The sequence below is a fragment of the Serratia nematodiphila DZ0503SBS1 genome, assembly GCF_000738675.1.
In the GTDB taxonomy this organism is placed as follows: domain Bacteria; phylum Pseudomonadota; class Gammaproteobacteria; order Enterobacterales; family Enterobacteriaceae; genus Serratia; species Serratia nematodiphila.
On sequence record NZ_JPUX01000001.1, the window covers coordinates 138632 to 165369 of the forward strand.

A 26738-nucleotide genomic window follows, 5' to 3' on the forward strand; every position below is an offset into this window, starting at 1 on the left:
GTTCGTTTGATCGCTGACAGCACGGTGCCGGGAATGAGAAATAGTAGCATTAATGGCGCATTTCACGCGCTATGCTTCCTCGCACCGCACGAGGATCAGTCCTTGATAACGCCGCGAGCGCGCAGCAGCGCCGTTTTAAAATCTTCTTCGTAATCTTTCTTCAGACCCGGGATCTGATCCGTGCCGGCACTACCGCGCATTTTCAGGTGATAAATGAGAATATCGTCGCTCAGTTCGGACAACTCGCCCTGGAAGCCCGCTTCCTTCGCCAGCTTTTGCAAAAACTGCATCAAATTGAGATCGGGATCTTCCTGCCAGGCAGGGTGCAACAGCTCGATCAACTCGTTTACGCGATGCGTTTTCATCTCAATATCGTCCAATAGCATGAATAAACTCACAAAGTAACAGGCTTACCCACACAGTGAAAGAACCGGCTTGTCAATAAAGGTAAATCCTGATGTCACGCCTGCTTTAGCGCTACAATCAGCCCATCGACAAGGCGGGATAAACGAGATGCATAAAGAAATCAGCGGCGTCATTTTGGCCGGTGGACGGGCCACGCGTATGGGCGGTGAAGACAAAGGCCTGGTGTCGATTGGTGGTATCGCACTCTATCAACACATATTGGCTCGGTTACGGCCGCAGGTGGCTTCCATCGTCATCAGCGCCAATCGCAATCAGGCATGTTACCAGGCGAGCGGTTTGCCGGTGATTGGCGATCTGACGCCCGATTTCGCCGGGCCGTTGGCCGGTATGCTGGCCGGGCTCAAGCAATCTTCCAACGAATGGGTGGCCTTCGTCCCTTGTGACGTCCCCGACTTTCCCGCTGACTTAGTGGCACAACTCTGGCGGCAAAAAGGCGCAGCGCCGGCGGCCTTTGCCAGTGATGGCGAGCGAGATCACCCTACGCTGGCGTTATTGCATACCCAACTAGCGCCGCAGCTGGCCGACTACCTGGCGCGCGGTGAACGCAAGCTGATGCTGTTCTTGCATCAAATTGGCGCACAACGCGTAGTGTTCAGCGGGCAGCAAACGGCATTTCATAACCTGAATACGCCGGAAGACTGCCTACATTGGCAGCAAACACGAGAGCTAAAGAAATGAATCGTTCATTGCCCCCCTTGCTGGCCATCGGCGCCTACAGCGGTACGGGAAAAAACACCCTGCTCAAACAGCTAATCCCGTTGCTGAAACAACGCCAGGTAAGGATTGGACTGATCAAACATACGCATCACGATATGGATGTGGATACGCCAGGTAAGGACAGCTATGAGCTGCGTAAAGCGGGCGCCGAGCAAACGCTGGTCGCCAGCGATCGCCGCTGGGCATTAATGACCGAAACGCCGGAGCAACAACCTTTGGATCTGCGCTATCTGGCTGAGCGTTTTGATGCCGATAAGATCGATTTAATTCTTGTTGAAGGGTTTAAACATGAGCCGGTCAGCAAAATCCTGCTTTATCGGGCCGAGATCGGCAAACCGTTGGAAGACATGTTGGATCAGTTTGTCGTGGCGGTAGCCAGCGACCGACCACTATCCATCTCAGCTAAGCAGCTGGATCTCAATCAACCGGAAAGCATCGCCGACTTTATTGTCGAGTGGTTGAAAGGCGCAGCGTAGCTGCGCTTTTTTACGTATTGCACATAGCAAAAAGCCCTGAACGTCAGTTCAGGGCTTTCGGCTTTATTTGATGCCTGGCAGTGTCCTACTCTCGCATGGGGAGACCCCACACTACCATCGGCGCTACGGCGTTTCACTTCTGAGTTCGGCATGGGGTCAGGTGGGACCACCGCGCTATTGCCGCCAGGCAAATTCGTTTTGATCAACCCGCTTCATCGCTGAAGCCTGTCAATCCAATCTGTCAACAAGCTGAATATTGTCTCGGTCTCACCAAAACACCTTCGGTGTTGTAAGGTTAAGCCTCACGGATCATTAGTACTGGTTAGCTCAATGCATCGCTGCACTTACACACCCAGCCTATCAACGTCTTAGTCTTAAACGTTCCTTCAGGGGCCTTGAAGGCCCAGGGAAGACTCATCTTGAGGCAAGTTTCGCGCTTAGATGCTTTCAGCGCTTATCTTTTCCGCACTTAGCTACCGGGCAATGCCATTGGCATGACAACCCGAACACCAGTGGTGCGTTCACTCCGGTCCTCTCGTACTAGGAGCAACCCCTCTCAATCTTCCAACGCCCACGGCAGATAGGGACCGAACTGTCTCACGACGTTCTAAACCCAGCTCGCGTACCACTTTAAATGGCGAACAGCCATACCCTTGGGACCTACTTCAGCCCCAGGATGTGATGAGCCGACATCGAGGTGCCAAACACCGCCGTCGATATGAACTCTTGGGCGGTATCAGCCTGTTATCCCCGGAGTACCTTTTATCCGTTGAGCGATGGCCCTTCCATTCAGAACCACCGGATCACTAAGACCTACTTTCGTACCTGCTCGAGCCGTCACTCTCGCAGTCAAGCTAGCTTATGCCTTTGCACTAACCTCACGATGTCCGACCGTGATTAGCTAACCTTCGTGCTCCTCCGTTACTCTTTGGGAGGAGACCGCCCCAGTCAAACTACCCACCAGACACTGTCCTCACCCCGGATCACGGGGCCGAGTTAGAACATCAAACATTAAAGGGTGGTATTTCAAGGATGGCTCCACGCAGACTGGCGTCCACGCTTCAAAGCCTCCCACCTATCCTACACATCAAGGCTCAATGTTCAGTGTCAAGCTATAGTAAAGGTTCACGGGGTCTTTCCGTCTTGCCGCGGGTACACTGCATCTTCACAGCGAGTTCAATTTCACTGAGTCTCGGGTGGAGACAGCCTGGCCATCATTACGCCATTCGTGCAGGTCGGAACTTACCCGACAAGGAATTTCGCTACCTTAGGACCGTTATAGTTACGGCCGCCGTTTACTGGGGCTTCGATCAAGAGCTTCGCCTTGCGGCTGACCCCATCAATTAACCTTCCAGCACCGGGCAGGCGTCACACCGTATACGTCCACTTTCGTGTTTGCACAGTGCTGTGTTTTTATTAAACAGTTGCAGCCAGCTGGTATCTTCGACTGGCTTCAGCTCCATCCGCAAGGGACTTCACCTACATGCCAGCGTGCCTTCTCCCGAAGTTACGGCACCATTTTGCCTAGTTCCTTCACCCGAGTTCTCTCAAGCGCCTTGGTATTCTCTACCTGACCACCTGTGTCGGTTTGGGGTACGATTTAATGTTACCTGGAGCTTAGAGGATTTTCCTGGAAGCAGGGCATCAACTACTTCTGCACCGTAGTGCATCGTCATCACGCCTCAGGGTTAACATGCAACCGGATTTACCAGGTCACACCCCCTACACGCTTAAACCGGGACAACCGTCGCCCGGCCAGCCTAGCCTTCTCCGTCCCCCCTTCGCAGTAACACCAAGTACAGGAATATTAACCTGTTTCCCATCGACTACGCTTTTCAGCCTCGCCTTAGGGGTCGACTCACCCTGCCCCGATTAACGTTGGACAGGAACCCTTGGTCTTCCGGCGAGCGGGCTTTTCACCCGCTTTATCGTTACTTATGTCAGCATTCGCACTTCTGATACCTCCAGCAACCCTCACAGGCCACCTTCAACGGCTTACAGAACGCTCCCCTACCCAACAACGCCTAAGCGTCGCTGCCGCAGCTTCGGTGCATGGTTTAGCCCCGTTACATCTTCCGCGCAGGCCGACTCGACCAGTGAGCTATTACGCTTTCTTTAAATGATGGCTGCTTCTAAGCCAACATCCTGGCTGTCTATGCCTTCCCACATCGTTTCCCACTTAACCATGACTTTGGGACCTTAGCTGGCGGTCTGGGTTGTTTCCCTCTTCACGACGGACGTTAGCACCCGCCGTGTGTCTCCCGTGATAACATTCTTCGGTATTCGGAGTTTGCATCGGTTTGGTAAGCCGGGATGGCCCCCTAGCCGAAACAGTGCTCTACCCCCGAAGATGAGTTCACGAGGCGCTACCTAAATAGCTTTCGGGGAGAACCAGCTATCTCCCGGTTTGATTGGCCTTTCACCCCCAGCCACAAGTCATCCGCTAATTTTTCAACATTAGTCGGTTCGGTCCTCCAGTTAGTGTTACCCAACCTTCAACCTGCCCATGGCTAGATCACCGGGTTTCGGGTCTATACCTTGCAACTAGTCGCCCAGTTAAGACTCGGTTTCCCTACGGCTCCCCTATACGGTTAACCTTGCTACAAAATATAAGTCGCTGACCCATTATACAAAAGGTACGCAGTCACACCACGAAGGTGCTCCCACTGCTTGTACGTACACGGTTTCAGGTTCTATTTCACTCCCCTCGCCGGGGTTCTTTTCGCCTTTCCCTCACGGTACTGGTTCACTATCGGTCAGTCAGGAGTATTTAGCCTTGGAGGATGGTCCCCCCATATTCAGACAGGATGTCACGTGTCCCGCCCTACTCATCGAACTCACGACCTGTGCATTTTAGTGTACGGGGCTATCACCCTTTGCTGCGCGACTTTCCAGACGCTTCCACTAACACACAAGCCGATTCAGGTTCTGGGCTCCTCCCCGTTCGCTCGCCGCTACTGGGGGAATCTCGGTTGATTTCTTTTCCTCGGGGTACTTAGATGTTTCAGTTCCCCCGGTTCGCCTCATGCCACTATGTATTCATGACATGATAGTGTGTCGAAACACACTGGGTTTCCCCATTCGGGTATCGCCGGTTATAACGGTTCATATCACCTTACCGACGCTTTTCGCAGATTAGCACGCCCTTCATCGCCTCTGACTGCCTAGGCATCCACCGTGTACGCTTAGTCACTTAACCTCACAACCCGAAGATGTTTCCATCGTTCGCGCTGCAAACATTTGAGAGACTCTATGACAGGTTACTCTTTATCCCAATACTTCTACGGAGGGACAAATTTCAGCCGTCATGTTTCAATTTTCAGCTTGTTCCAGATTGTTAAAGAGCAATATCTTAAACATGACTCGGAAGTCATCTTTAAGATATGGTGTATCGTCAGATACTTTGGACCGCCGCTTTCACCGGGTGGGTCGGAAGCTTGGCGTCCCCTAGGGGATTCGAACCCCTGTTACCGCCGTGAAAGGGCGGTGTCCTAGGCCTCTAGACGAAGGGGACACGACACCGTACTTTTATGACGCTTTTGCTCGTTACTTTTTCATCAGACAATCTGTGTGAGCACGCCACTCGAAGCAATATCTTTAGGTAAGGAGGTGATCCAACCGCAGGTTCCCCTACGGTTACCTTGTTACGACTTCACCCCAGTCATGAATCACAAAGTGGTAAGCGCCCTCCCGAAGGTTAAGCTACCTACTTCTTTTGCAACCCACTCCCATGGTGTGACGGGCGGTGTGTACAAGGCCCGGGAACGTATTCACCGTAGCATTCTGATCTACGATTACTAGCGATTCCGACTTCATGGAGTCGAGTTGCAGACTCCAATCCGGACTACGACGTACTTTATGAGGTCCGCTTGCTCTCGCGAGGTCGCTTCTCTTTGTATACGCCATTGTAGCACGTGTGTAGCCCTACTCGTAAGGGCCATGATGACTTGACGTCATCCCCACCTTCCTCCAGTTTATCACTGGCAGTCTCCTTTGAGTTCCCGGCCGAACCGCTGGCAACAAAGGATAAGGGTTGCGCTCGTTGCGGGACTTAACCCAACATTTCACAACACGAGCTGACGACAGCCATGCAGCACCTGTCTCAGAGTTCCCGAAGGCACCAATCCATCTCTGGAAAGTTCTCTGGATGTCAAGAGTAGGTAAGGTTCTTCGCGTTGCATCGAATTAAACCACATGCTCCACCGCTTGTGCGGGCCCCCGTCAATTCATTTGAGTTTTAACCTTGCGGCCGTACTCCCCAGGCGGTCGATTTAACGCGTTAGCTCCGGAAGCCACGCCTCAAGGGCACAACCTCCAAATCGACATCGTTTACAGCGTGGACTACCAGGGTATCTAATCCTGTTTGCTCCCCACGCTTTCGCACCTGAGCGTCAGTCTTCGTCCAGGGGGCCGCCTTCGCCACCGGTATTCCTCCAGATCTCTACGCATTTCACCGCTACACCTGGAATTCTACCCCCCTCTACGAGACTCTAGCTTGCCAGTTTCAAATGCAGTTCCCAGGTTGAGCCCGGGGATTTCACATCTGACTTAACAAACCGCCTGCGTGCGCTTTACGCCCAGTAATTCCGATTAACGCTTGCACCCTCCGTATTACCGCGGCTGCTGGCACGGAGTTAGCCGGTGCTTCTTCTGCGAGTAACGTCAATTGATGAACGTATTAAGTTCACCACCTTCCTCCTCGCTGAAAGTGCTTTACAACCCGAAGGCCTTCTTCACACACGCGGCATGGCTGCATCAGGCTTGCGCCCATTGTGCAATATTCCCCACTGCTGCCTCCCGTAGGAGTCTGGACCGTGTCTCAGTTCCAGTGTGGCTGGTCATCCTCTCAGACCAGCTAGGGATCGTCGCCTAGGTGAGCCATTACCCCACCTACTAGCTAATCCCATCTGGGCACATCTGATGGCAAGAGGCCCGAAGGTCCCCCTCTTTGGTCTTGCAACGTTATGCGGTATTAGCTACCGTTTCCAGTAGTTATCCCCCTCCATCAGGCAGTTTCCCAGACATTACTCACCCGTCCGCCGCTCGTCACCCGGGGAGCAAGCTCCCCTGTGCTACCGCTCGACTTGCATGTGTTAAGCCTGCCGCCAGCGTTCAATCTGAGCCATGATCAAACTCTTCAATTAAAAGCTTGATGTGCTTCCACTCGAGAAGCGATGCTCAAAGATTTACTGCATGAATTTTACTTCAGTTAGTCACTCTTCAAGACTTGATATTTTTTTGCATCCGAAGATGCTGGATATCGTCTTGTGGAGTGCCCACACAGATTGTCTGATAAATTGTTAAAGAGCAGTGCCGAGAAACTCATCGGCGCGGGCTGCGTATACTACGCTTTTCGCCCGGAGAGTCAAGCGTTTGTTTCGCTTTCTTCTCGCTGACCCGGCGGCTTGTCAGTCGTTGTTCCCGGTCAGTGGAGGCGCATTATAGGGAGTTCTCGGCAGGCCGCAACCCCTAATTGCAAAAAACTTTTCAAGCGCGGTTTTTTTCAACAAAAGGGCAAAAAAGCGGCGAATTAATGTCACTTTTTCAGGCAAACAGCCATAAAAGCTGGCGATCACTGGAGTAAAATAGAAATAACGATGTCAGTAAGGACCCGCAGCCATGCCGTTAAATGCACAACAACAGGCCGCCCAACGCAATCTTTCTTATCTGCTTGCAGAAAAACTCGGCCAACAAATTCTGGCAGGCGATTATCAGGCCGGCAGCATCCTGCCTGGTGAAATGGAACTGGGCGAGCAATTCGGCGTCAGCCGCACCGCGGTGCGCGAAGCGGTAAAGATGTTAGCCGCCAAAGGCATGTTGTTGCCGCGCCCGCGCATTGGCACCCGCGTGATGCCGCAAAGCCAATGGAATTTCCTCGATCAAGATTTACTGACCTGGTGGATGACGCGGGAAAACTTCGATCAGGTGATGCAACACTTCCTTATCTTGCGCACCTCGCTGGAGCCGCAGGCCTGCGCGTTGGCGGCAAACCACGCCAGCCCGCAGCAAACCAAGTTGCTGGCGGGGCTGATGGCGGAAATGCGCGCGCTGCATACCCAGTTTGATCGCGAGCGTTGGATCCAGGTCGATACCCAATTCCACCAGCTTATCTACGAGGCCAGCGGCAACCCGTTCCTGACCTCGTTCGCCAACCTGTTCAGTTCGGTGTACCAAAGCTACTTCCGCGCCATCACCGGCAATGAAGTGATCAAGCTGCGCCATCATCAGGCTATCGTCGATGCGATACTCGCCGGAGACAGCGCCGGCGCGCTTGTCGCCTGCCAGGTGCTGCTGAAAGAGAAAGACTAGACACGCTCCCCGCTTATATATAGAAGAAAGAGACGAGGGACAGACGACCATTTAACCAGGACCGACCATGACCCAATCCGCGCGCAGTATGGCAGGACTACCGTGGATCGCCGCAATGGCGTTCTTTATGCAGGCGCTGGACGCCACTATCCTCAACACCGCGCTGCCGGCGATCGCCCAAAGCCTGGGGCGTTCGCCGCTGGCGATGCAATCGGCCGTCATCAGCTACACGCTGACGGTGGCGATGCTGATCCCGGTCAGCGGCTGGCTGGCGGATCGCTTCGGCACCCGGCGCGTGTTCATCTTCGCCGTCACGTTATTCACCCTCGGTTCGCTGCTGTGCGCCTTGTCTCCTACGTTGAGCGTGCTGGTCGCCTCTCGCGTGCTGCAGGGCATCGGCGGCGCGATGATGATGCCGGTCGCGCGATTGGCGCTGCTGCGCGCCTACCCGCGCAGCGAACTGCTGCCGGTGCTGAACTTCGTCACCATGCCCGGCCTGGTCGGGCCGATTCTCGGGCCGCTGCTGGGCGGCTGGCTGGTAACCTACGCCACCTGGCACTGGATTTTCCTGATCAATATCCCTATCGGTCTGCTCGGCATCTTCTATGCACGCAAATACATGCCGGACTTCACCACGCCCAAACGCCGCTTCGATTTCCTCGGTTTTATGCTGTTCGGCCTGAGTCTGGTGCTGATCTCTACCGGGCTGGAGCTGTTTGGCGAGCGGGTGCTGGCCAGCTACGTTTCGTTGGGTATTCTGCTCAGCGGTTTCGTGATGCTGTTCGGCTACATCGCGCACGCCCGCCGTCATCCTCAGCCGCTGATCGGTCTCGACCTGTTCAAAACCCGCACCTTCTCGGTCGGCATCGCCGGCAACGTCGCTTCCAGGTTGGGCACCGGCTGCGTGCCGTTTTTAATGCCGCTCATGCTGCAGGTGGGCTTCGGCTACACGGCGATCGTCGCCGGTTGCATGATGGCGCCAACCGCCATCGGCTCACTGATGGCGAAATCCACCGTCACTCAGGTGCTGCGCTGGTTTGGCTACCGCAAAACGCTGGTCGGCATCACCGTTATCATCGGGGTGCTGATCGCCCAGTTTGCCCTGCAAAGCCCGGGCATGCCGCTGTGGCTGATGATCCTGCCGCTGTTCGTGCTGGGCATGGCGATGTCCACCCAGTTCACCGCCATGAACACCATCAGCCTGGCGGATTTGAACGACGCCAACGCCAGCGCCGGCAACAGCGTCCTGGCGGTCACCCAACAGCTGTCCATCAGCTTCGGCGTGGCGATCAGCGCGGCGGTGCTGCGTTTTTACGAATCCCTGTCGTTAGGCACCATGATCGACCACTTCCATTACACCTTTATCACCATGGGGATCGTCACCGTGGCGTCGGCGCTGGTGTTTATGTTGCTGAGAAGGAAAGATGGCCGCAATTTGATCAGCGGCCAGGAAAGCAAGAAAGAAGCGAAGGCGGCCAGTTAACGGCGGCCCACCGAAGCGCGTTCCACCAGCTCGGGCGTCAGCACCAGCACCTGGGGAGCGCGCTCCGGGTTTTGCAGGCGGTTGATCAGCGCATCGATCGCCAGCTCGCCCAGCGAATCCTTCGGTTGATGAATGGTGCTCAGCGGCGGCGCCAGATAACGCGCCAGCTCAATATCATCGTACCCCATCACCGCCATATCCTGCGGCACGGAAAGCCCGGCCTGATACAGCGCCTGATAAACGCCTACCGCCACCGCGTCGTTGCCGGCGAACACCGCATGCGGCGGCTCTTCCAGCGCCAGCAGTTGGCGCATGGCGCTCACGCCGCCCTCAAACTCAAAGTCGCAATGCACTTCATACCCTGTCGGAACCGGTAATCCGGCGCGACGCATCGCGTTGCGATAGCCTTCCAGCCGGTGACGGGCGGTGGTTTTATCCTGCGGGCCGGCGATGCAGGCGATCTTGCGGTAGCCGCGGGCGATCAGATGATCGGTCGCCATCTCGCCGCCCAGCAGCGAGTTATCCTGAATAATATCGTTGGCACCCTCGAACGGCGCCCAGTCCATCATCACGATCGGCAATGACGGGTAGCGGCTCAGGGCATCTTGCGATGGCCGGTGGTTTTCGGTGCACATCAACAGCAAACCGTCGACGCGCTTTTGCAGCAGTGTCTCCATGCTGCGGTTCATGCGCGCGGCGTCTTCTTCGGTATTGCACAGGATCAGACTGTAGCCACGTTCATAGCAGCTGCGCTCCACGCCGCGCACCACTTCGGCATAAAACGGGTTGTTGCTGGCGGTCACCAGCATGCCGATGGTGCGGGTTTGATTAAGCTTCAGGCTGCGCGCCAGCGCGGAAGGCGCATAGTTCAACTGTTCCACGGCCGCCATGACCTTGTCGCGCACGCTGTCGCTGACAAAGCGATTGTTGTTGACCACATGCGAAACAGTCGAGGTTGAAACGCCCGCCAGGCGAGCGACATCTTTCATGGTGGCCAAAGGATCACCCCTGCTGCTGCAAGAAGGTGTCGATCTCTTCGCGCCACGGCACCGAAGGCTGCGCGCCGGGGCGGGTTACGGCGATCGCCGCCGCCGCATGGGCGAAACGCACCGCGTCGGCCATGCTGTTGCCTTCCAACAGGGCGGTCACCAGCGCACCGTTAAAGGTATCGCCGGCGGCGATGGTGTCCACCGCTTGCACCTTGAAGCCAGGCACCAGTTTGCCGTTGCCGTTTTCGCTCAGCCACACGCCGCGGCTACCGAGGGTGATGATCACCGTCGCGATGCCTTTGTCGTGCAGCGCCTGCGCCGCCCGCGCCGCATCGGCGTCGTTGTCCACGGCGATGCCGGTCAGGCGCTGCGCTTCGGTTTCATTCGGGGTGATCATATCGATCATGCCCAGCAGCTCGTCCGGCAGCTCGCGCGCCGGGGCCGGGTTGAGGATCACCTGCGTTTGATGTTGCTTCGCCAGGCGGGCGGCGGCGATCACCGTCTCCAGCGGCGACTCCAGCTGCATCAGCAGGGCATCGGCGTCGATCACTTTTTGTTGGTAGCGCGCCAGGTAATCCGGCGTCACCGCGGCGTTGGCGCCGGCATAGATGCCGATCACGTTCTCGCCCTCGGCGTTGACGAAGATCAGCGCCACGCCGGTGGTGCTGTCGGCGATGGCTTCAATCGGTTGAGTATCAATGCGATCGCTCGCCAGCTGCCGGCGGATACGCTCGCCGATATCGTCGGCGCCTACGCAGGCGATAAAGGCGATATCCGCCCCGCTGCGCCCGGCCGCCACCGCCTGATTCGCGCCTTTGCCGCCAAACGCCACCTTATACTGTTTCCCGATCACCGTTTCGCCCGGGTGAGGGAATTGTTCAATATTGAGGATATGGTCGGCATTGATGCTGCCCAGAACCACCAGCTTACCTGTTTCCATCGCATTGATTCCTGAATTGCGCGCCATCGTAAACGCCCCGTCCCGATGGCGCTGGTATGACTTACTGAGTGACCAGTTTCAAATCGACCGGAATGGTCGTCGGCACTTTTTCGCCTTTCAGCACCTTATCGGCGGTTTCCACGCCGATCACGCCGATCTGATCGGGACGCTGCGCCACGGTCGCCGCCAGCTTGCCGCCTTCGACCGCTTTCACGCCGTCGGCGGTGCCGTCGAAGCCTACCACGATCACGTCGGTTTTACCGGCGGTTTGCAACGCGCGCAGCGCGCCCAACGCCATTTCATCGTTTTGGGCGAACACCGCCTGCACATCCGGATGCGCAGTCAGCAGGTTCTGCATCACGTTCAGGCCCTTGGTGCGATCGAAATCGGCCGGCTGGCTGGCCAGCAGTTTGAATTTATTCTGATCCAGCGACTGTTTGAAGCCTTCGCCGCGTTCACGCGCGGCGGAAGTGCCGGCGATGCCTTCCAGCTGAATCACTTTGGCATCGGCGCCTGCTTTTTTGGCGATGAAGTCACCGGCCATTTTACCGCCCACGCGGTTGTCCGAGGCAATGTGGCTCACCACGTCGCCCTTGCTCGCCACGCGGTCCAGCGTGATGACCGGGATCTTAGCCTGGTTGGCCATCTTGATGGCGTTACCGACCGCATCGGAGTCGGTCGGGTTGATCAGCAGCAGCTTAGGCGCCCGCACCATCAGATCCTGCACGTTGGCCAGCTCTTTCGCCGGGTTGTTCTGGGAGTCCAGCACCACCAGGTTGTAGCCCAGCTTATTGGCCTCTTGCTGCGCTCCGTCCTTCATCGAGACGAAGAACGGGTTGTTGAGAGTGGACACCACCAGCGCGATGGTCTCTTTGGCCATGGCATTGGCGCTCAGGGTGGCGCTCAGCGCGATGGCGGAGGCTAAGGTTGCCAGTTTTTTCATTTTCATCATCGTGATTCCTGTAGGGGGAGGTTACTTGTTGCTTTTGTTATCTACCAGAACCGCCAGCAGTATCACCACTGCCTTCACGATCATTTGGTAGTAGGAAGAAACACCCAATAAATTCAGGCCGTTGTTCAGGAAGCCGAGGATCAGCGCCCCGATCAACGTGCCGACGATGCGCCCCTTGCCGCCGGCCAGGCTGGTGCCGCCCAGCACCACGGCGGCGATAGCGTCCAGCTCATAGCCGGTGCCGGCGGTCGGCTGTGCCGACGACAGGCGCGCCACTTCGATCACCCCCGCCAGCGCCGCCAGCAGGCCGCACAGCGAGTAGACGATAATCTTCACTTTATCGACGCTGATGCCGGACAGACGGGTCGCCGCCTCGTTGCCGCCCAGGGCATAAATATAGCGGCCCAGGCGCGTATGGTGCAGCATATACCAGGCGGCGATGAACACGATCGCCATGATCCAGATCGGCGTAGGCACGCCCAGCGGACGGCCGATGCCAAACCAGCCGAAGGTGTCGGCCACGTCGGTAAAACCGGTGTTGATCGGGCTGCCGTTGGTGTACACCATGGTGACGCCGCGCAACAGCAGCATCATCACCAGCGTGGCGATAAAGGCCTGCACTTTGCCTTTGGCGACGATCACCCCGGTGCAGGCGCCAACCGCGGCGCCCAGCGCCAAGGCCGCCGCCACCGCCACCAGCGCGTTGACCTCAAAGCCGACGATCGACGCCGCCACCGCGCCAGTCAGCGCCAGCAGCGATCCCACCGACAGATCGATGCCGGACGTGAGGATCACCAGCGTCATCCCCACCGCCATGATGGCGTTCACCGAAGTCTGCTGCAGAATATTGAACAGGTTGTTCAGGGTGAAGAAGTTCGGGCTCATGGAAGAGACCACGGCGATCAGCACCAGCAGCGCAATCAACGACTTCTGCTCTAACAGCCACTCTTTACTGAACCAGCGCTTAGCTGCGATAGTCTGGGAACTCATATCTGATTACTCCTGCTTTACGCCGTATTGCTTGCCGACGGCTGCCGCCATCAACGCTTCCTGGGTGGCCTGTTCAATCGGGAACTCGCCGCTGAGATGCCCTTCATGCATCACCAGAATGCGATCGCTCATGCCCATCACCTCCGGCATTTCCGAAGACACCAGAATGATGCTCAGCCCTTCCTGTTTGAACTGGTTGATTAACTGATAGATCTCTTTTTTGGCGCCGACATCGACGCCGCGCGTCGGCTCATCGAGGATCAGCACCTTCGGCCGGGTCATCAGACCGCGGGCGATCGCCACTTTTTGCTGATTGCCGCCGGAAAGCAGGCCGATAGGCTGCTCCATCGACGGCGTTTTGATATTGAACAGCCGGATGAAATCCCCCACCGCCTGCCGCTCGTCGGCCTGTTTCAGGCTGCCGTCGGCGCGGCTAAAGTAGCGCAGCGCGGTCAGCGACATGTTTTCCTTCACCGACATGCCCAACACCAGGCCGTCACGCTTGCGGTCTTCCGAGATATAGACGATGCCGTTCGCCAATCCATCCTGCGGCGAATGGGCGACCACCTCGCGGCCGTCCAGGCTGACGGTGCCGGCCTTGCGCGGCGCGGCGCCGTACAGGATCTTCATCAATTCGGTGCGCCCGGCGCCCATCAGCCCGGCCACGCCGAGGATCTCGCCGCGGTACAGCGTAAAGCTGACGTCTTCAACGCCGGGGCCGGAAAGATGACTGACTTCCAGCCGCTTTTCACCACGCGGCAAATCCAGGCGCGGATATTGTTCTTCCAGCTTGCGGCCGACCATCATCTCAATCAGCAAATCCTCCTGCAGCTCGCTCACCGGCCGCTCGGCGATAAACTGCCCGTCGCGAAACACGGTCACGTCGTCGCAGATTTCAAAGATCTCTTTCAGACGGTGCGAGATATAGACGATGCCGCGCCCTTCGGCCTTCAGCTCATTGATAACCTTGAACAGAGAGGCGGTTTCGGTGTCGGTCAGCGCATCGGTCGGTTCGTCCATGATGATCACTTTCGATTCGAAGCTCAGCACCTTGGCGATCTCCACCATCTGCTGATCGCCGATCGACAGCTCACCCACCAGCCGGTGGCTGCTGTAGCGGAGATTGAGCCGCGCCAACAAGCGATCGGCCTCGGCGTACATGCGCTTCCAGTCAATGCGGCCGAAACGGTTGACGAACTCGCGGCCGAGGAAGATGTTTTCCGCAATTGTCAGCTGCGGGATCAGGTTCAGCTCCTGATGGATAATGCCGATGCCCGCTTCCTGCGAATCCTTGGGCCCGTTGAACGCCACCTCTTTACCGAGAAAATACTGGCTGCCGGCGTCTTTCTGGTAGATGCCGGTCAGCACTTTCATCATGGTGGACTTCCCGGCGCCATTTTCCCCCACCAGCGCCATCACCTTGCCGGGATAAACGCTGAGGGCGGCGCCGGAAAGCGCCTTCACGCCGGGAAAGGCTTTATCAATCCCTTTCAGTTGCAGTAAAGGTTGCATAAACGCCTCAGAAAGTTACGCCGGCGCACAGGATCACGTTCGCGTAAGGCGAACACTCCCCGCTGCGGATCACCGCCCGGCTGTGCTCGGTTTGCGCTTTAAACGCCTGATGGCTGATATAACGCACGTTGATGGTATTGCCCTGGCGTTGGCCCAACACGCTCAGTTCAGCCAACAAGGTTTCATGGAGCTGCGGATTCTGTTTCACGATCTCTTCCGCCAGAATGGCGCTTTCTACCTGCATCTCTTGCGTGACCGCCGCGAACACCTGCATAAAGGTCGGCACACCCTGCGTCAGCGCCAGATCGATGCGCTGCGTCGCCGCCGGTATCGGCAGGCCCGCATCGCACAGGGTGAGCTGATCGGTATGCCCCAGGCGGGCAATCACGGCAGACACGTCAGAATTCAGTAATACGCCTTTTTTCATCTTCTCACTCCGCTAGCGAAACGTTTCGCTCTTTGATGGGGAGTTTAAAAAAACGACAGGGGAAGGCAACCGGGACAATGCAGAAGTGTGATCGCTATCGAAACGTTTCGTTCGCGCACGGAGAAAGCGCAAACAAAAGGGGCTCAGCCATGCTGAGCCCCTGTCAGGCGGATTAGATCTCGACCTGCGTGCCGAGTTCGATGACCCGGTTCGGCGGGATTTCGAACTGATCCGGCGCGCGCAGGGCATTGCGGCTCAGGGCGACGAACAGTTTGCCGCGCAGGTAGAGGTACCACGGCCGCTTGGTGAGGATCAGCGATTCATGGGACATGAAGAACGACGTCTCCGACATGCGGCACGGCAACCCTTCCAGCCCGCAGCGGTGGAACACCTCCTCGACGTTCGGCGTTTCGCGCCAGCCGTAGCTGGCCACCACCCGCCAGAAGGTCGGCGACAACTGTTCGATGGTCACCCGGCGCACATTGTGCACGTAAGGCGCATCCTCGGTGCGCAGCGTCAGCAGCACCACGCGCTCATGCAGCACCTTGTTGTGCTTCAGGTTGTGCAACAGCGCAAAAGGAATGACGTTGGTGGCGCGCGACAAGAACACCGCCGTACCCGGTACCCGCACCGGCGGCGATTTCTCCAGCGAGGCGATCATAGCCTCCAGCGAGTTGCCGTGTTCATGCAGGCGGCGCAGCAGGCGGAAGCGCTCGCTCTTCCAGGTGGTCATAATGATGAACATCACCAGCGCCAACGTCAGCGGCAGCCAGCCGCCAGAGAACAGCTTCAGGGCGTTGGCGGAGAACATCGGCACGTCGATGATCAGCAAGATGGTCACGATGCCGATCGCCAGGAAGCGATTCCAGTGCCAATTATTGATCGCCACCGAGGTGACCAGAATGCTGGTCAGCACCATAGTGCCGGTGACCGCGATGCCGTACGCCGCCGCCAGGTTGCTGGAGTGCTCGAAACCGATGATCACCAGCACCACCGAGATGTACAGCGTCCAGTTGATCACCGGAATGTAGATCTGGCCGGATTCCATTTCCGAGGTGTGAATGATGCGCATCGGCGACAGATAGCCCAGGCGCACCGCCTGGCGAGTCAGCGAGAAGACGCCGGAAATCACCGCCTGTGAAGCGATCACCGTCGCCAGGGTCGCCAGAATCAGCAGCGGGATCAGCGCCCAATCGGGCGCCAGCAGGAAGAACGGGTTTTTGATCGCCTCCGGATTTTTCAGCAGCAGCGCCCCCTGGCCGAAGTAGTTGAGCACCAGCGAAGGCAGCACCACGGTGAACCAGGCCAGACGGATCGGGAACTTGCCGAAGTGCCCCATATCGGCATACAGCGCCTCGACGCCGGTGATCGACAACACCACGGCCCCCAGGGCGAAGAACGACACCTTCTTATATTCCATGAAGAAGTTGAGCGCCCATTTGGGATTCAGCGCCTGCAGCACTTCCGGGTTTGAAATGATGCTGCGCGCGCCCAGTACCGCCAACACGATGAACCACAGCAGCATTACCGGGGCGAACAGCTTGCCGACGCTGCCGGTGCCGTGCTTTTGGATAACGAACAGCAGCGTCAACACCAGAATGGAGAGCGGCACGATATAGGCGTCAAGCGCAGGCGCGGCGATTTCCAACCCCTCTATCGCCGACATCACCGAGATAGCCGGGGTGATCACCACCTCGCCATAGAAGAAGCTGCCGCCGATCAGGCCCAGTATCACCAGCACCGCAGTAGTGCGCGCCGAGGTATTGCGCCCGGCCAGCGACATCAGCGTCAGAATACCGCCCTCGCCGGCGTTGTCCGCGCGCATCACGTAGGTGAGATATTTGAGGGAAACGATCACGATCAGCATCCAGAAAATCAGCGACAGGAAGCCGAAAACCACGTCTGGACGAACATCGAAGCCGTAATGGCCGGAGAAACACTCTCTCAGCGTATAGAGAGGGCTGGTGCCGATATCACCGTAGACCACGCCGATGGCAGCCAGGGTTACCGCCGATAAGGACTGCTTATGCTCTGCGCTCATAATTCGTTTCTTTATCAGAACATCCGTTAGCGATGCATCCGCATCAGGCAAAATACGGGCTCAAAGATCCGTCACGCCCACCAGAAAGCCGCACAGTATGCACCATTTATACCGCTTGCCTACCCTTATATCAGAGCCGAAAAATAAACAAAATGTGAACCGAATATCCGGCTTAACGTAGAAAAATATTACTAATCAACGGGCTATACCACTAAAAATAATGGTGGTTTATCATCGGATTATCGACCAAGATTGGCTAACTCTCGGACAATACGACGATTATATGACGCTATCATCCCTTCTGGCAGAACGAATTTCCCGCCTCAGCAGCGCGCTGGAGAGCGGCCTTTATGAGCGGCAAGAGGCGATCCGCCTGTGCCTGCTGGCGGCGCTGAGCGGCGAAAGCGTATTCCTGCTCGGCCCGCCCGGCATCGCCAAGAGCCTGATCGCGCGCCGGCTGAAGTTTGCCTTCCGCAACGCCCGCTCCTTTGAATACCTGATGACGCGTTTTTCCACGCCGGAAGAGGTCTTTGGCCCGCTCTCTATCCAGGCGCTGAAAGATGAGGGGCGCTATCAACGTCTGACCGCCGGCTATCTGCCGGAAGCGGAGATCGTGTTTCTGGACGAGATCTGGAAGGCCGGCCCGGCGATCCTCAACACCCTGCTGACGGCGATCAACGAACGCCGCTTTCGCAACGGCAACAGCGAAGAACCGATCCCGCTGCGCCTGCTGGTCACCGCCTCCAACGAACTGCCCGAAGCGGACAACAGCCTCGAAGCCTTATATGACCGCATGCTGATCCGCCTGTGGCTGGACAAGGTGCAGGATAAACAGAATTTCCGCTCGCTGCTGGTCAACCGCCAGAGCGAAAGCCAAAACCCGGTGCCGGCGGCGCTAAGCATCAGCGACGAAGAGTTTCTGCAGTGGCAACCGCAGATCGACAAAGTCGCGCTGCCGGAAACCTGTTTTGAGCTGATTTTCCAGCTGCGCCAGCGGCTGGACGCGCTGGAGCAGGCGCCATACGTCTCCGATCGGCGCTGGAAAAAAGCCCTGCGCCTGCTGCAAGCCTGCGCCTTCTTCAGCGGGCGCGACGCCATCGCTCCGCTCGATCTGATGCTGTTGAAAGACTGCCTGTGGCACGATCTCACCTCGCTGAAACTGCTGCAACAGCAGATCGACCAATTGCTGACCGAGTCGGCCTATCAGCAGCAGTCGATGCTGATCCAGTTGCAACAGATCCACACCCGCTGGCTGCAGGACCAGCAGCAACAAAGCGACCGGCAGGCCATCAGCCTGGTGAAAAAAGGCGGCATGTTCAGCCGTAAACCGCAATACGCGCCGGCCACGCCCTTCGCCGGCGGCACCCTCACCCTGCTGTTGCAAAAGCCGCTGCAGCTGCATGACATTCAGGTCAACCACCTGAGCATCGAGAGCAGCGCGCTGGACAATTGGCTGCAAAAAGGCGGCGACGTGCGCGCCAAGCTGAACGGTATCGGCTTTGCGCAGCCGATCGACCTGGAAGTGGATGACCAACTGCACCTCACGGTGTTGGACGTCAGCCGCCAGCCGTCATTGCTGGCGCTGCCGGGCAAACAGGCCACCGCCACGCCGCAGGCGCTGCTGGATGAAATGGACGCATTGGCCCAGCGCCTGGCGGAGCAACGCCGCGCCTTCAGCCAACATCAGCCTTGTCTGTTCACCCCCGCCGCCGGCCTGGCCAAGATCGAAGCCAGTCTGCTGCAGGTCGCGGAACAGGTTAAACAGCAACTGCAGCAAATGCGCGGCCAGTAACCATGCTCAGTCTGGAGACGCTCGATCTGCTGCTGGCGATCACCGAAGGCGAGATGATCGAAGAGATGATCGTCGGCATGCTGGCGGCGCCGCAGCTGTCGGTATTCTTTAAAAAGTTTCCGGCCCTTCGCCGAGCGCTGGATCGCGATCTGCCGCGCTGGAAGCTGCAGCTTAAGGAACGCCTGCAGGAGGCGATGGTGCCGCCGGCGCTGGCGCAGGAATTCTATCGCTACCAGCAGTGCCAGCTGGAGAACAACACCCAGTTCTATCACAACCTCAACGACACCATGGAGCTGCTGCGCCAGCTGGCCTCACCGTTTTATGAACAGGCGCGCGCGCTGGTGGACGCCGCCGATCTGCCCAATCATCCGCTGGACGACAGCTTTCAAACGCTGTTTCTGCAGCGCTGGCGCATCAGCCTGACGCTGCAGGCCACCATGCTGCACCACCAACTGCTGGAACAAGAGCGCGAGCAGCTGATGGCGGAACTGCAGGAGCGGTTGGCGCTGAGCGGCGCGCTGGAACCTCTGCTGTCGGAAAACGACACCGCCGCCGGCAGGCTGTGGGACATGAGCAAAGGCCAGCTGCAGCGTGGCGATTATCAGCGGCTGGTGGAGTACGGCAACTTTTTGCAGCAGCAGCCGGAGCTGAAAAAACTGGCGCAACAGCTGGGCCGCAGCTATCAGGCCAAGGCGGTGCAGCAACAGGACGCGCAGCCGGAGCCGTTCAGGGTCATGGTGCAGGTGCCGGCCACGCTGCCGGAAGAAGTGAGCGGCATTCATCAAAGCGACGACATTCTGCGCCTGCTGCCGCCGGAGCTGGCGACGCTGGGGATTGAAGAGCTGGAATTCGAGTTTTATCGCCGCCTGTTGGAAAAGCGGCTGCTGAGCTACCGTCTGCAGGGCGACGTCTGGCAGGAACAGATCCTGATCCGCCAGGTCACTCACCAGCAGCAGGATCAACAGCCGCGCGGGCCGTTTATCGTCTGCGTGGACACCTCCGGATCGATGGGCGGTTTCAACGAACAGTGCGCCAAGGCGTTCTGTCTGGCGCTGCTGCGCATTGCGCTGGCGGACAACCGCCGCTGCTATATCATGCTGTTCGCCAACCAGATCGTGCATTACGAACTCACCGCCGCCAGCGGCATCGAGCAGGCAGTGCGCTTTCTCGGCCAGCAGTTTCGTGGCGGCACCGATCTGGCGGCCTGCCTGAACGCCACCGTCACCAAAATGGCGGAGAGCGGCTGGTTCGACGCCGATGCGGTGATCATTTCCGATTTTATTGCCCAGCGGTTGCCGGAGGAGGTAATAAAGAAGGTGAAACAGCAGCAGCAAAGCCACCAGCAACGTTTCCACGCGGTGGCGATGTCCGCCTACGGCAAACCCGGCATCATGCGCATCTTCGATCATATCTGGCGCTTTGATACCGGGCTGAAAAGCCGTTTGATGCGCCGCTGGCGGCGCTAGGCGAGATTAGAGCAGGCCTTCGACCGAGCCGCGCACTTCCGGCGACCACACGCCGCATTGCACCTGGCCGATATGCGACAGTTGCAGCAACAACATCACCAGACGCGACTGACCGATGCCGCCGCCGATGGTCTGCGGCATATCGCCGCGCAGCAACGACTGGTGCCATTCCAACGCCATGCGCTCTTCATCGCCGGTCAGCGCCAGCTGATGTTTCAGCGCGGCGGCGTCAACGCGGATCCCCATGGAGGACAGCTCGAAAGCGTCCTGCAGCACCGGGTTCCACACCACGATATCACCGTTCAGGCCCGCCAGGCCATCCGCCGTCGGCGTGGTCCAGTCATCATAGTCCGGCGCCCGCACATCGTGCGATTTACCGTGTGACAGCTTGCCGCCGATGCCAATCAGGAACACTGCGCCCAATTCTTTGGCGATCGCCCGCTCACGCCCCTTGGCGTCCAGATCAGGGTAGCGCTGCAGCAGGGTTTCGCTGTGCACGAAGTGGATCTGTTCCGGCAGGAACGGGGTCAGGCCATGCTCGCGGCTGACTTCCGCCTCCGTCGCCTTGATCGCAGCGTAAATGCTGCGCACGGTGTTTTTCAGGTAGTCCAGGCTGCGCTCACCGTCGCCCATCACCCGCTCCCAGTCCCACTGATCGACGTACACCGAGTGGATAGGCGTCAGGCGGTCTTCATCCGGGCGCAGCGCCTTCATATGGGTATACAGGCCTTCGCCGGCGCCGAAATCGTAGCTGCCCAGGGTTTTGCGTTTCCATTTCGCCAGCGAATGCACCACTTCGAAGGTGGCGTCCGGCAAGGTTTTGACTTTGACCTGCACCGCTTTCTCGCTGCCGGAAAGGTTATCCTGCGTGCCGTCGCCCAGGCGGCTAAGGATCGGGGCTTGCACTTCGATCAGACCGAGCTGTTGCTCCAGCTGGCGGGAGAAGAAGGATTTGACCTGGCTGATTTGTTGTTGTTTTTGGATAAACTGTTTTTTCATTGCCGTATCTCTTGTAAACCTGTCTCTGTTGCCATCGATTAAGCAACAAAACGACACAACAATTCAATATCCATCAATCAATATTGCCTTTTCACTTTTAATCGTTCATTTTTACCCGGACAGAATTCAACAATCGTTAATTAATGGGGGATTAAATGGCGGAAATTTATCAGATCGATAATCTCGATCGCGGCATTCTCAACGCCCTGATGGACAATGCGCGCACACCGTACGCCGAACTGGCGAAAAACTTCGCCGTCAGCCCCGGCACCATTCATGTGCGGGTGGAGAAGATGAAGCAGGCCGGGATCATCACCGGCGCGCGCATCGACGTCAGCCCCAAACAGCTGGGCTACGACGTGTGCTGCTTTATTGGCATCATATTAAAGAGCGCCAAGGATTACCCTTCGGCGCTGAAGAAGCTGGAAAGCCTGGAAGAAGTGGTGGAAGCCTATTACACCACCGGCCACTACAGCGTCTTTATTAAGGTAATGTGCCGATCGATCGACGCGTTGCAACAGGTACTTATCAACAAGATCCAGACCATCGACGAGATCCAGTCCACCGAAACGCTGATCTCACTGCAGAACCCCATTATGCGCACCATCGTGCCGTAACCCGCCAAATTGCATACCCACATTATCCACAGGTAGATCCCAGCCGATTCACAGCGTACAATGCAGCCACTTTGAGTGAGAAGGTTGGGATCGTTGGTTCATGGCAGACATTACTCTGATCAGTGGCAGTACGCTTGGCAGCGCCGAATACGTGGCTGAACATTTGGCTGAAAAGCTGGAAGACGCGGGTTTCTCTACCGAGATGCTGCACGGCCCTGAACTGGATGAACTGCCGTTGACCGGCCGCTGGCTGGTGGTCTCTTCCACGCACGGCGCCGGCGAATTGCCGGATAACCTTCAACCGCTGTTGGAACAGATCGCTGAGCAGCAGCCGGATCTTTCCGAGGTACAGTTCGGCGCCGTCGGTTTGGGCAGTTCGGAATACGATACCTTCTGCGGCGCAATCAAACAGATCGACGATCTGTTGATCGCCAGAGGCGCTAAAAGGATCGGCGATCGCCTCGAGATCGACGTGACCGAGCATGAAATTCCCGAGGATCCGGCCGAGGAATGGGTAAAAAACTGGATCAATTTACTCTAATTCGTCTAAAGATCGTGCGAACGATTGTGGATAACTATACTTAAAAGCAGGGTAAAAGCCGTAGTTATCCCAATAACAACCGTAGTGCGCTTTTTGTCCTGTGCATAACAAGCCTTTTAGATCCCAGCTTATCTGCATCGGGATCACCGATCATTCACAGCAAACGATCCTCCTTAATCTGCTGATCTTCATCGTGAATAGTCACTTATCCACAGAGGATCGCGATCCTAATAAGAGATCTAATAAAGAGATCTTTAAATAAAAAAGATCTTCTTTTAATTACCGACGATCCTGACCACTTGGTCGATCGTCTAAACTTGAGTAGAATCCCCGACCCCAGGGCAAATACGATCGTTCGCAATACGGCGAGGTGCAGTTCCATGTTTTATCCAGATCAATTTGACGTCATCATCATCGGTGGTGGCCATGCAGGTACCGAGGCCGCCATGGCCGCGGCGCGCATGGGACGTCAGACTTTATTATTGACACACAATATCGATACGCTGGGACAGATGTCCTGTAACCCGGCGATTGGCGGTATTGGTAAAGGGCATCTGGTTAAGGAAATTGATGCACTCGGCGGCCTGATGGCAACGGCGATCGACCACGCCGGCATCCAGTTTAGGATACTAAACGCCAGCAAAGGCCCTGCCGTTCGCGCCACTCGCGCTCAGGCGGATCGCGTCCTGTATCGGCAAGCGATCCGTACCGCGTTGGAGAACCAGCCCAACCTGATGATCTTCCAACAGCCGGTTGAGGATCTGATCGTCGAAAACGATCGCGTCGTGGGCGCCGTCACCCAAATGGGCCTGAAATTCCGCGCCAAGGCGGTGGTATTGACCGTAGGCACCTTCCTGGACGGCAAGATCCATATCGGCCTGGAGAATTACAGCGGCGGCCGCGCCGGGGATCCTCCTTCGATCTCGCTGTCGCAGCGTTTGCGTGAACTGCCGCTGCGCGTTAACCGCTTGAAAACCGGTACACCGCCGCGCATCGACGCCCGCACTATCGATTTCAGCGTACTGGCACCGCAACACGGCGATACGCCGGTGCCGGTATTCTCGTTCCTGGGCGATGCCAGCCAGCACCCGGAACAAATGGCGTGCTACATCACCCACACCAATGAAAAAACGCATGACGTGATCCGCAATAACCTCGATCGCAGCCCGATGTATGCCGGGATCATCGAAGGGATCGGCCCACGTTACTGTCCGTCGATCGAAGACAAGGTCATGCGTTTTGCCGATCGCAACGCGCACCAGATCTTCCTTGAGCCGGAAGGCCTGACCAGCAACGAGATTTACCCTAACGGGATCTCCACCAGCCTGCCGTTCGACGTGCAGATGCAAATCGTCCGTTCAATGGAAGGGATGCAGAACGCGCGTATTATTCGCCCTGGTTATGCCATCGAGTACGATTTCTTCGATCCGCGCGATCTGAAACCGACGCTGGAAAGCAAATTTATTCAGGGCCTGTTCTTCGCCGGCCAGATCAACGGCACCACCGGCTATGAAGAAGCCGCCGCACAGGGGCTGCTGGCCGGTCTGAACGCCGGGCGTTTCGCCGATGAACAAGAGGGCTGGGCGCCACGTCGCGATCAGGCCTACCTCGGCGTGCTGGTGGACGATCTCAGCACCCTTGGTACCAAAGAGCCGTACCGCATGTTTACCTCACGCGCCGAGTATCGTCTGATGCTGCGCGAAGACAACGCCGATCTCCGCCTGACGGAAAAAGGCCGTGAACTCGGCCTGGTGGACGACGTGCGTTGGGCGCGCTACAGCGAGAAGCTGGAGCGAATCGAACGCGAACGTCAGCGCCTGCGCGACATCTGGATGCACCCGCATGCCGAGAACGTCGAACAGGTCAATGCGTTGCTGAAAGCGCCGCTGTCGCGTGAAGCGAACGGCGAAGAACTGCTGCGCCGCCCGGAGATGGATTACGCGCAGTTAACCGGCACCGACGCCTTCGCGCCGCCGCTGGACGACGTACAAGCCGCCGAGCAGGTCGAGATCCAGGTCAAATACGAAGGCTATATCGCTCGCCAGCAGGAAGAGATCGAAAAACAGCAGCGCAACGAGAACACCGTGCTGCCGCTGGATCTTGACTACCGTCAGGTTTCGGGACTGTCGAACGAAGTGATCGCCAAGCTGAACGATCACAAACCGAACTCCATCGGCCAGGCTTCGCGCATCTCCGGCATTACACCGGCGGCGATCTCGATTTTGCTGATCTGGCTGAAAAAGCAGGGACTGCTGCGCCGCAGCGCATAAATCCCGCTTCCAGGCGGCCGTTTGCTCAACCCGTAGCCAAACGGCCGCTGACATCACTTGCGCCCTGAATTATCATAGTCGCCTCATTGCGCCAGCTAACCATCCGCTGGTCGTTCAGCGCCTGCCAGAGGATCCGTTGTGCAAAAAAAATTAGACTCGCTGCTCGCGGCAGCAGGCATTGAGCTGCCCGATCAGCAGAAACAGCAGCTGCTGGGCTATGTCGGCATGCTGGATAAGTGGAACAAGGCTTATAACCTCACGTCGGTGCGCGATCCGCAGCAAATGCTGGTGCGCCACATCCTCGACAGTATTGTGGTCAATCCGCATCTGCAGGGCTCGCGTTTTATCGATGTCGGCACCGGCCCCGGCTTGCCGGGCATTCCGCTGGCGATTGTGCGCCCGGACGCGCATTTCACGCTGCTCGACAGCCTGGGCAAGCGCGTGCGTTTCCTGCGCCAGGTGCAGCATGAGCTGGGCCTGAACAATATCGAGCCGGTGCAGAGCCGCGTCGAAGCGTTTCCGGCCGAGCCACCGTTCGATGGCGTGATCAGCCGGGCATTCGCTTCGCTGCAGGATATGCTGTCCTGGTGCCATCACCTGCCGGCGAAAGGGCAGGGGCGTTTTTACGCGTTGAAAGGCGTGCGCCCGGATGAAGAACTGACGCAGCTGCCGGCTGGCGTTAGCCTGGAGTCCATCGTGCGGCTGCAGGTGCCTGAACTGGAAGGCGAACGTCATCTGGTGATTCTTAAGGCAAACTGAGTTTGCTTTTGATCAAACAAGCGTGAATTAAAGGTCGTACCCAGCAGAAAGATAAGCAGGCTAATCAGTTGGTCGCTTTTTTTAGTTAATTTACTTTTTATTAACACAAAAAACGCGGCTAATTAGCGACAATAGAGTAATTGCATTTAGAAATAGTCACGTTAGCAATCATGTGCGAAAGATTGGCGTTTGCTGCTAATGTTAATTGGCTGTTGGAATATTGCCCCGCTGCTTGTCAATAAAAGGTTTTCATCGGGTATACGGATTGTTTTTGAACAGTTAACTAGTAATGTTTTGATTTATATAATTTTTTTATCGCTCAAATTGCTAAAGACGGTTTGGTTGACCATCGGCTATAAATCAGGAAGGGACATTACTGTGATCGGCTTCGCGTTTCTAAACGCAACGCTGGAATAATCAGACAATTAAATGCGCCCTATTATTCCGACCGTTTTCTTGTGAAAATAGGCTGGAATAGGGAAATTTAAATAATTGTTCACCTTTTCGCTACTTATCGATTGAATTCGTTGGTATGCCCCGTATAATTTGCTCGTTTTTTGCTGCTTGACTCAGGACAGCAAAAACAGTTGTATACGTCACTCAGCATACCCCCTCTGGGGTACGGAGAGAACAAACGTCATGTCTGTGTCCCTTTACAGCGGGAAAGTCGCACGCAAACTGCTGTTTTTGCAGTTAATGACTTTTGTTCTGATCAGCGTTGCTTTCTGGCTGAAAAGCCCGGAATGGAGCGCTTCGGCGTTGGCAGGCGGTCTCGCCGCCTGGTTGCCGAGTGCAATGTTTATGCTGTTTGCCTTGCGCCATCAGGCGCAAACGCCGGCGCCCGGTAGGGTTGCCTGGTCGTTCGCCATCGGCGAGGGGCTAAAGGTCGTGATCACCATCGTTTTGCTGATCGTGGCGCTGGGGGTGTTCAAGGCGGAGTTTATACCGCTTGGCCTGACCTATTTAGCGGTGTTAGTGGTGCAGATAGTGGCACCGGCCGTGATTAACAGTTACCGAACTTAACTAAATAAG

General features: G+C 57.0%; 20 protein-coding genes, 1 tRNA gene and 3 rRNA genes. 11 read left to right on the forward strand and 13 right to left on the reverse strand.

The genetic code is table 11. From position 1 onward, the window contains the following. Nucleotides 1–95: 95 nt before the first annotated feature. Nucleotides 96–365, reverse strand: a complete 270-nt coding sequence (locus tag JL05_RS00610) for a YihD family protein (RefSeq protein ID WP_004931268.1) — start codon at nt 363–365, stop codon at nt 96–98. A gap of 148 nt (nt 366–513) precedes the next feature. Here JL05_RS00610 and mobA point away from each other — a divergent pair, with 148 nt between their 5' ends. Both mobA and mobB read left to right on the forward strand, forming a co-directional pair. Beyond that, a complete protein-coding gene (mobA, locus tag JL05_RS00615) occupies nt 514–1104 on the forward strand; it encodes a molybdenum cofactor guanylyltransferase MobA (protein WP_033631373.1) in 591 nt (196 codons plus the stop codon). Then, nucleotides 1101–1619: a molybdopterin-guanine dinucleotide biosynthesis protein MobB gene (mobB, locus tag JL05_RS00620; protein ID WP_033631374.1), complete on the forward strand. Its 519-nt coding sequence runs from the start codon at nt 1101–1103 to the stop codon at nt 1617–1619. Before mobA ends, mobB begins: the two co-directional genes overlap by 4 nt. A gap of 72 nt (nt 1620–1691) precedes the next feature. Here the strand turns inward: mobB and rrf are convergent. The 4 genes from rrf to JL05_RS00640 form a co-directional block, all read right to left on the reverse strand. Further along, a 5S ribosomal RNA gene (gene rrf, locus JL05_RS00625) occupies nt 1692–1807 on the reverse strand. 103 nt (nt 1808–1910) lie between these two features. Continuing rightward, nucleotides 1911–4818 (reverse strand): 23S ribosomal RNA (locus JL05_RS00630). Nucleotides 4819–5057: 239 nt separating this feature from the next. After that, nucleotides 5058–5133, reverse strand: a tRNA-Glu gene (locus tag JL05_RS00635). An 88-nt stretch (nt 5134–5221) separates the two neighbouring features. After that, a 16S ribosomal RNA gene (locus JL05_RS00640) occupies nt 5222–6763 on the reverse strand. The 16S, 23S and 5S rRNA genes sit together here with 1 tRNA gene alongside, the layout of an rRNA operon. 475 nt (nt 6764–7238) lie before the next feature. Here JL05_RS00640 and JL05_RS00645 point away from each other — a divergent pair. Both JL05_RS00645 and mdtD read left to right on the forward strand, forming a co-directional pair. Continuing rightward, on the forward strand, nt 7239–7928 hold the full coding sequence (locus JL05_RS00645; RefSeq protein WP_004933751.1) for a FadR/GntR family transcriptional regulator: 690 nt from the start codon (nt 7239–7241) through the stop codon (nt 7926–7928). Nucleotides 7929–7995: 67 nt separating this feature from the next. After that, the gene (gene mdtD, locus JL05_RS00650; protein WP_015379462.1) at nt 7996–9411 is read left to right on the forward strand and encodes a multidrug transporter subunit MdtD; all 1416 of its coding nucleotides are present in this window, start codon (nt 7996–7998) and stop codon (nt 9409–9411) included. Here the strand turns inward: mdtD and rbsR are convergent. From rbsR to kup, 7 genes are all read right to left on the reverse strand, one after another. Then, nucleotides 9408–10409 carry a ribose operon transcriptional repressor RbsR gene (gene rbsR / locus JL05_RS00655; protein ID WP_033631375.1) on the reverse strand — a complete coding sequence of 334 codons (1002 nt, stop codon included), beginning with the start codon at nt 10407–10409 and terminating at the stop codon, nt 9408–9410. The two genes, mdtD and rbsR, sit on opposite strands and share 4 nt — an antisense overlap. 4 nt (nt 10410–10413) lie before the next feature. Beyond that, a complete protein-coding gene (gene rbsK, locus JL05_RS00660) occupies nt 10414–11340 on the reverse strand; it encodes a ribokinase (protein WP_033631377.1) in 927 nt (308 codons plus the stop codon). 61 nt (nt 11341–11401) lie between these two features. Further along, complete coding sequence (gene rbsB / locus JL05_RS00665) at nt 11402–12289, reverse strand: ribose ABC transporter substrate-binding protein RbsB (RefSeq protein WP_033633514.1); 888 nt, start codon at nt 12287–12289, stop codon at nt 11402–11404. Between the two features lie 24 nt (nt 12290–12313). After that, nucleotides 12314–13282, reverse strand: coding sequence for a ribose ABC transporter permease (rbsC, locus tag JL05_RS00670; RefSeq protein WP_004933766.1), 969 nt, complete (start codon nt 13280–13282; stop codon nt 12314–12316). 6 nt (nt 13283–13288) lie between these two features. Then, the gene (gene rbsA / locus JL05_RS00675; protein WP_033631379.1) at nt 13289–14794 is read right to left on the reverse strand and encodes a ribose ABC transporter ATP-binding protein RbsA; all 1506 of its coding nucleotides are present in this window, start codon (nt 14792–14794) and stop codon (nt 13289–13291) included. A gap of 7 nt (nt 14795–14801) precedes the next feature. Next, nucleotides 14802–15221: a D-ribose pyranase gene (gene rbsD / locus JL05_RS00680; protein ID WP_033631380.1), complete on the reverse strand. Its 420-nt coding sequence runs from the start codon at nt 15219–15221 to the stop codon at nt 14802–14804. A 172-nt stretch (nt 15222–15393) separates the two neighbouring features. Beyond that, entirely contained in the window at nt 15394–17262 is a 1869-nt protein-coding gene (kup, locus tag JL05_RS00685; protein WP_015379467.1) for a low affinity potassium transporter Kup, read from the reverse strand. A gap of 283 nt (nt 17263–17545) precedes the next feature. Here kup and ravA point away from each other — a divergent pair, with 283 nt between their 5' ends. After that, nucleotides 17546–19054, forward strand: coding sequence for an ATPase RavA (ravA, locus tag JL05_RS00690; protein WP_139182610.1), 1509 nt, complete (start codon nt 17546–17548; stop codon nt 19052–19054). A 2-nt stretch (nt 19055–19056) separates the two neighbouring features. Next, entirely contained in the window at nt 19057–20520 is a 1464-nt protein-coding gene (gene viaA, locus JL05_RS00695; RefSeq protein WP_033631382.1) for an ATPase RavA stimulator ViaA, read from the forward strand. A gap of 6 nt (nt 20521–20526) precedes the next feature. Here viaA and asnA read toward each other — a convergent pair whose 3' ends face one another. Further along, nucleotides 20527–21519 carry an aspartate--ammonia ligase gene (gene asnA / locus JL05_RS00700; RefSeq protein WP_033631383.1) on the reverse strand — a complete coding sequence of 331 codons (993 nt, stop codon included), beginning with the start codon at nt 21517–21519 and terminating at the stop codon, nt 20527–20529. A gap of 155 nt (nt 21520–21674) precedes the next feature. Here asnA and asnC point away from each other — a divergent pair, with 155 nt between their 5' ends. The 5 genes from asnC (at nt 21675) to atpI (ending at nt 26729) form a co-directional block, all read left to right on the forward strand. Then, complete coding sequence (asnC, locus tag JL05_RS00705) at nt 21675–22136, forward strand: transcriptional regulator AsnC (RefSeq protein ID WP_004933786.1); 462 nt, start codon at nt 21675–21677, stop codon at nt 22134–22136. A gap of 100 nt (nt 22137–22236) precedes the next feature. Further along, nucleotides 22237–22677, forward strand: a complete 441-nt coding sequence (mioC, locus tag JL05_RS00710) for an FMN-binding protein MioC (protein WP_016929621.1) — start codon at nt 22237–22239, stop codon at nt 22675–22677. Between the two features lie 380 nt (nt 22678–23057). After that, a complete protein-coding gene (gene mnmG / locus JL05_RS00715) occupies nt 23058–24947 on the forward strand; it encodes a tRNA uridine-5-carboxymethylaminomethyl(34) synthesis enzyme MnmG (RefSeq protein ID WP_033631384.1) in 1890 nt (629 codons plus the stop codon). 138 nt (nt 24948–25085) lie between these two features. Continuing rightward, nucleotides 25086–25706 (forward strand): 16S rRNA (guanine(527)-N(7))-methyltransferase RsmG, encoded by a 621-nt coding sequence (gene rsmG / locus JL05_RS00720; RefSeq protein WP_015379471.1) that lies wholly within the window; start codon nt 25086–25088, stop codon nt 25704–25706. Between the two features lie 639 nt (nt 25707–26345). Beyond that, on the forward strand, nt 26346–26729 hold the full coding sequence (atpI, locus tag JL05_RS00725) for a F0F1 ATP synthase subunit I (RefSeq protein WP_004933796.1): 384 nt from the start codon (nt 26346–26348) through the stop codon (nt 26727–26729). Nucleotides 26730–26738 lie beyond the last annotated feature (9 nt).

What these genes read in the sequence shown, in the direction of transcription:
- mioC (WP_016929621.1), top strand. Translation starts at nt 22,237, where the DNA reads ATGGCAGACATTACTCTGATCAGTGGCAGTACGCTTGGCAGCGCCGAA.
- mobA (WP_033631373.1), top strand. Translation starts at nt 514, where the DNA reads ATGCATAAAGAAATCAGCGGCGTCATTTTGGCCGGTGGACGGGCCACG.
- JL05_RS00610 (WP_004931268.1), bottom strand. Translation starts at nt 365, where the DNA reads ATGAAAACGCATCGCGTAAACGAGTTGATCGAGCTGTTGCACCCTGCC.
- asnA (WP_033631383.1), bottom strand. Translation starts at nt 21,519, where the DNA reads ATGAAAAAACAGTTTATCCAAAAACAACAACAAATCAGCCAGGTCAAA.
- viaA (WP_033631382.1), top strand. Translation starts at nt 19,057, where the DNA reads ATGCTCAGTCTGGAGACGCTCGATCTGCTGCTGGCGATCACCGAAGGC.
- mdtD (WP_015379462.1), top strand. Translation starts at nt 7,996, where the DNA reads ATGACCCAATCCGCGCGCAGTATGGCAGGACTACCGTGGATCGCCGCA.
- rbsB (WP_033633514.1), bottom strand. Translation starts at nt 12,289, where the DNA reads ATGAAAATGAAAAAACTGGCAACCTTAGCCTCCGCCATCGCGCTGAGC.
- mobB (WP_033631374.1), top strand. Translation starts at nt 1,101, where the DNA reads ATGAATCGTTCATTGCCCCCCTTGCTGGCCATCGGCGCCTACAGCGGT.
- rbsA (WP_033631379.1), bottom strand. Translation starts at nt 14,794, where the DNA reads ATGCAACCTTTACTGCAACTGAAAGGGATTGATAAAGCCTTTCCCGGC.
- rbsD (WP_033631380.1), bottom strand. Translation starts at nt 15,221, where the DNA reads ATGAAAAAAGGCGTATTACTGAATTCTGACGTGTCTGCCGTGATTGCC.
- JL05_RS00645 (WP_004933751.1), top strand. Translation starts at nt 7,239, where the DNA reads ATGCCGTTAAATGCACAACAACAGGCCGCCCAACGCAATCTTTCTTAT.
- asnC (WP_004933786.1), top strand. Translation starts at nt 21,675, where the DNA reads ATGGCGGAAATTTATCAGATCGATAATCTCGATCGCGGCATTCTCAAC.
- rbsK (WP_033631377.1), bottom strand. Translation starts at nt 11,340, where the DNA reads ATGGAAACAGGTAAGCTGGTGGTTCTGGGCAGCATCAATGCCGACCAT.
- kup (WP_015379467.1), bottom strand. Translation starts at nt 17,262, where the DNA reads ATGAGCGCAGAGCATAAGCAGTCCTTATCGGCGGTAACCCTGGCTGCC.
- rbsC (WP_004933766.1), bottom strand. Translation starts at nt 13,282, where the DNA reads ATGAGTTCCCAGACTATCGCAGCTAAGCGCTGGTTCAGTAAAGAGTGG.
- ravA (WP_139182610.1), top strand. Translation starts at nt 17,546, where the DNA reads ATGACGCTATCATCCCTTCTGGCAGAACGAATTTCCCGCCTCAGCAGC.
- mnmG (WP_033631384.1), top strand. Translation starts at nt 23,058, where the DNA reads ATGTTTTATCCAGATCAATTTGACGTCATCATCATCGGTGGTGGCCAT.
- atpI (WP_004933796.1), top strand. Translation starts at nt 26,346, where the DNA reads ATGTCTGTGTCCCTTTACAGCGGGAAAGTCGCACGCAAACTGCTGTTT.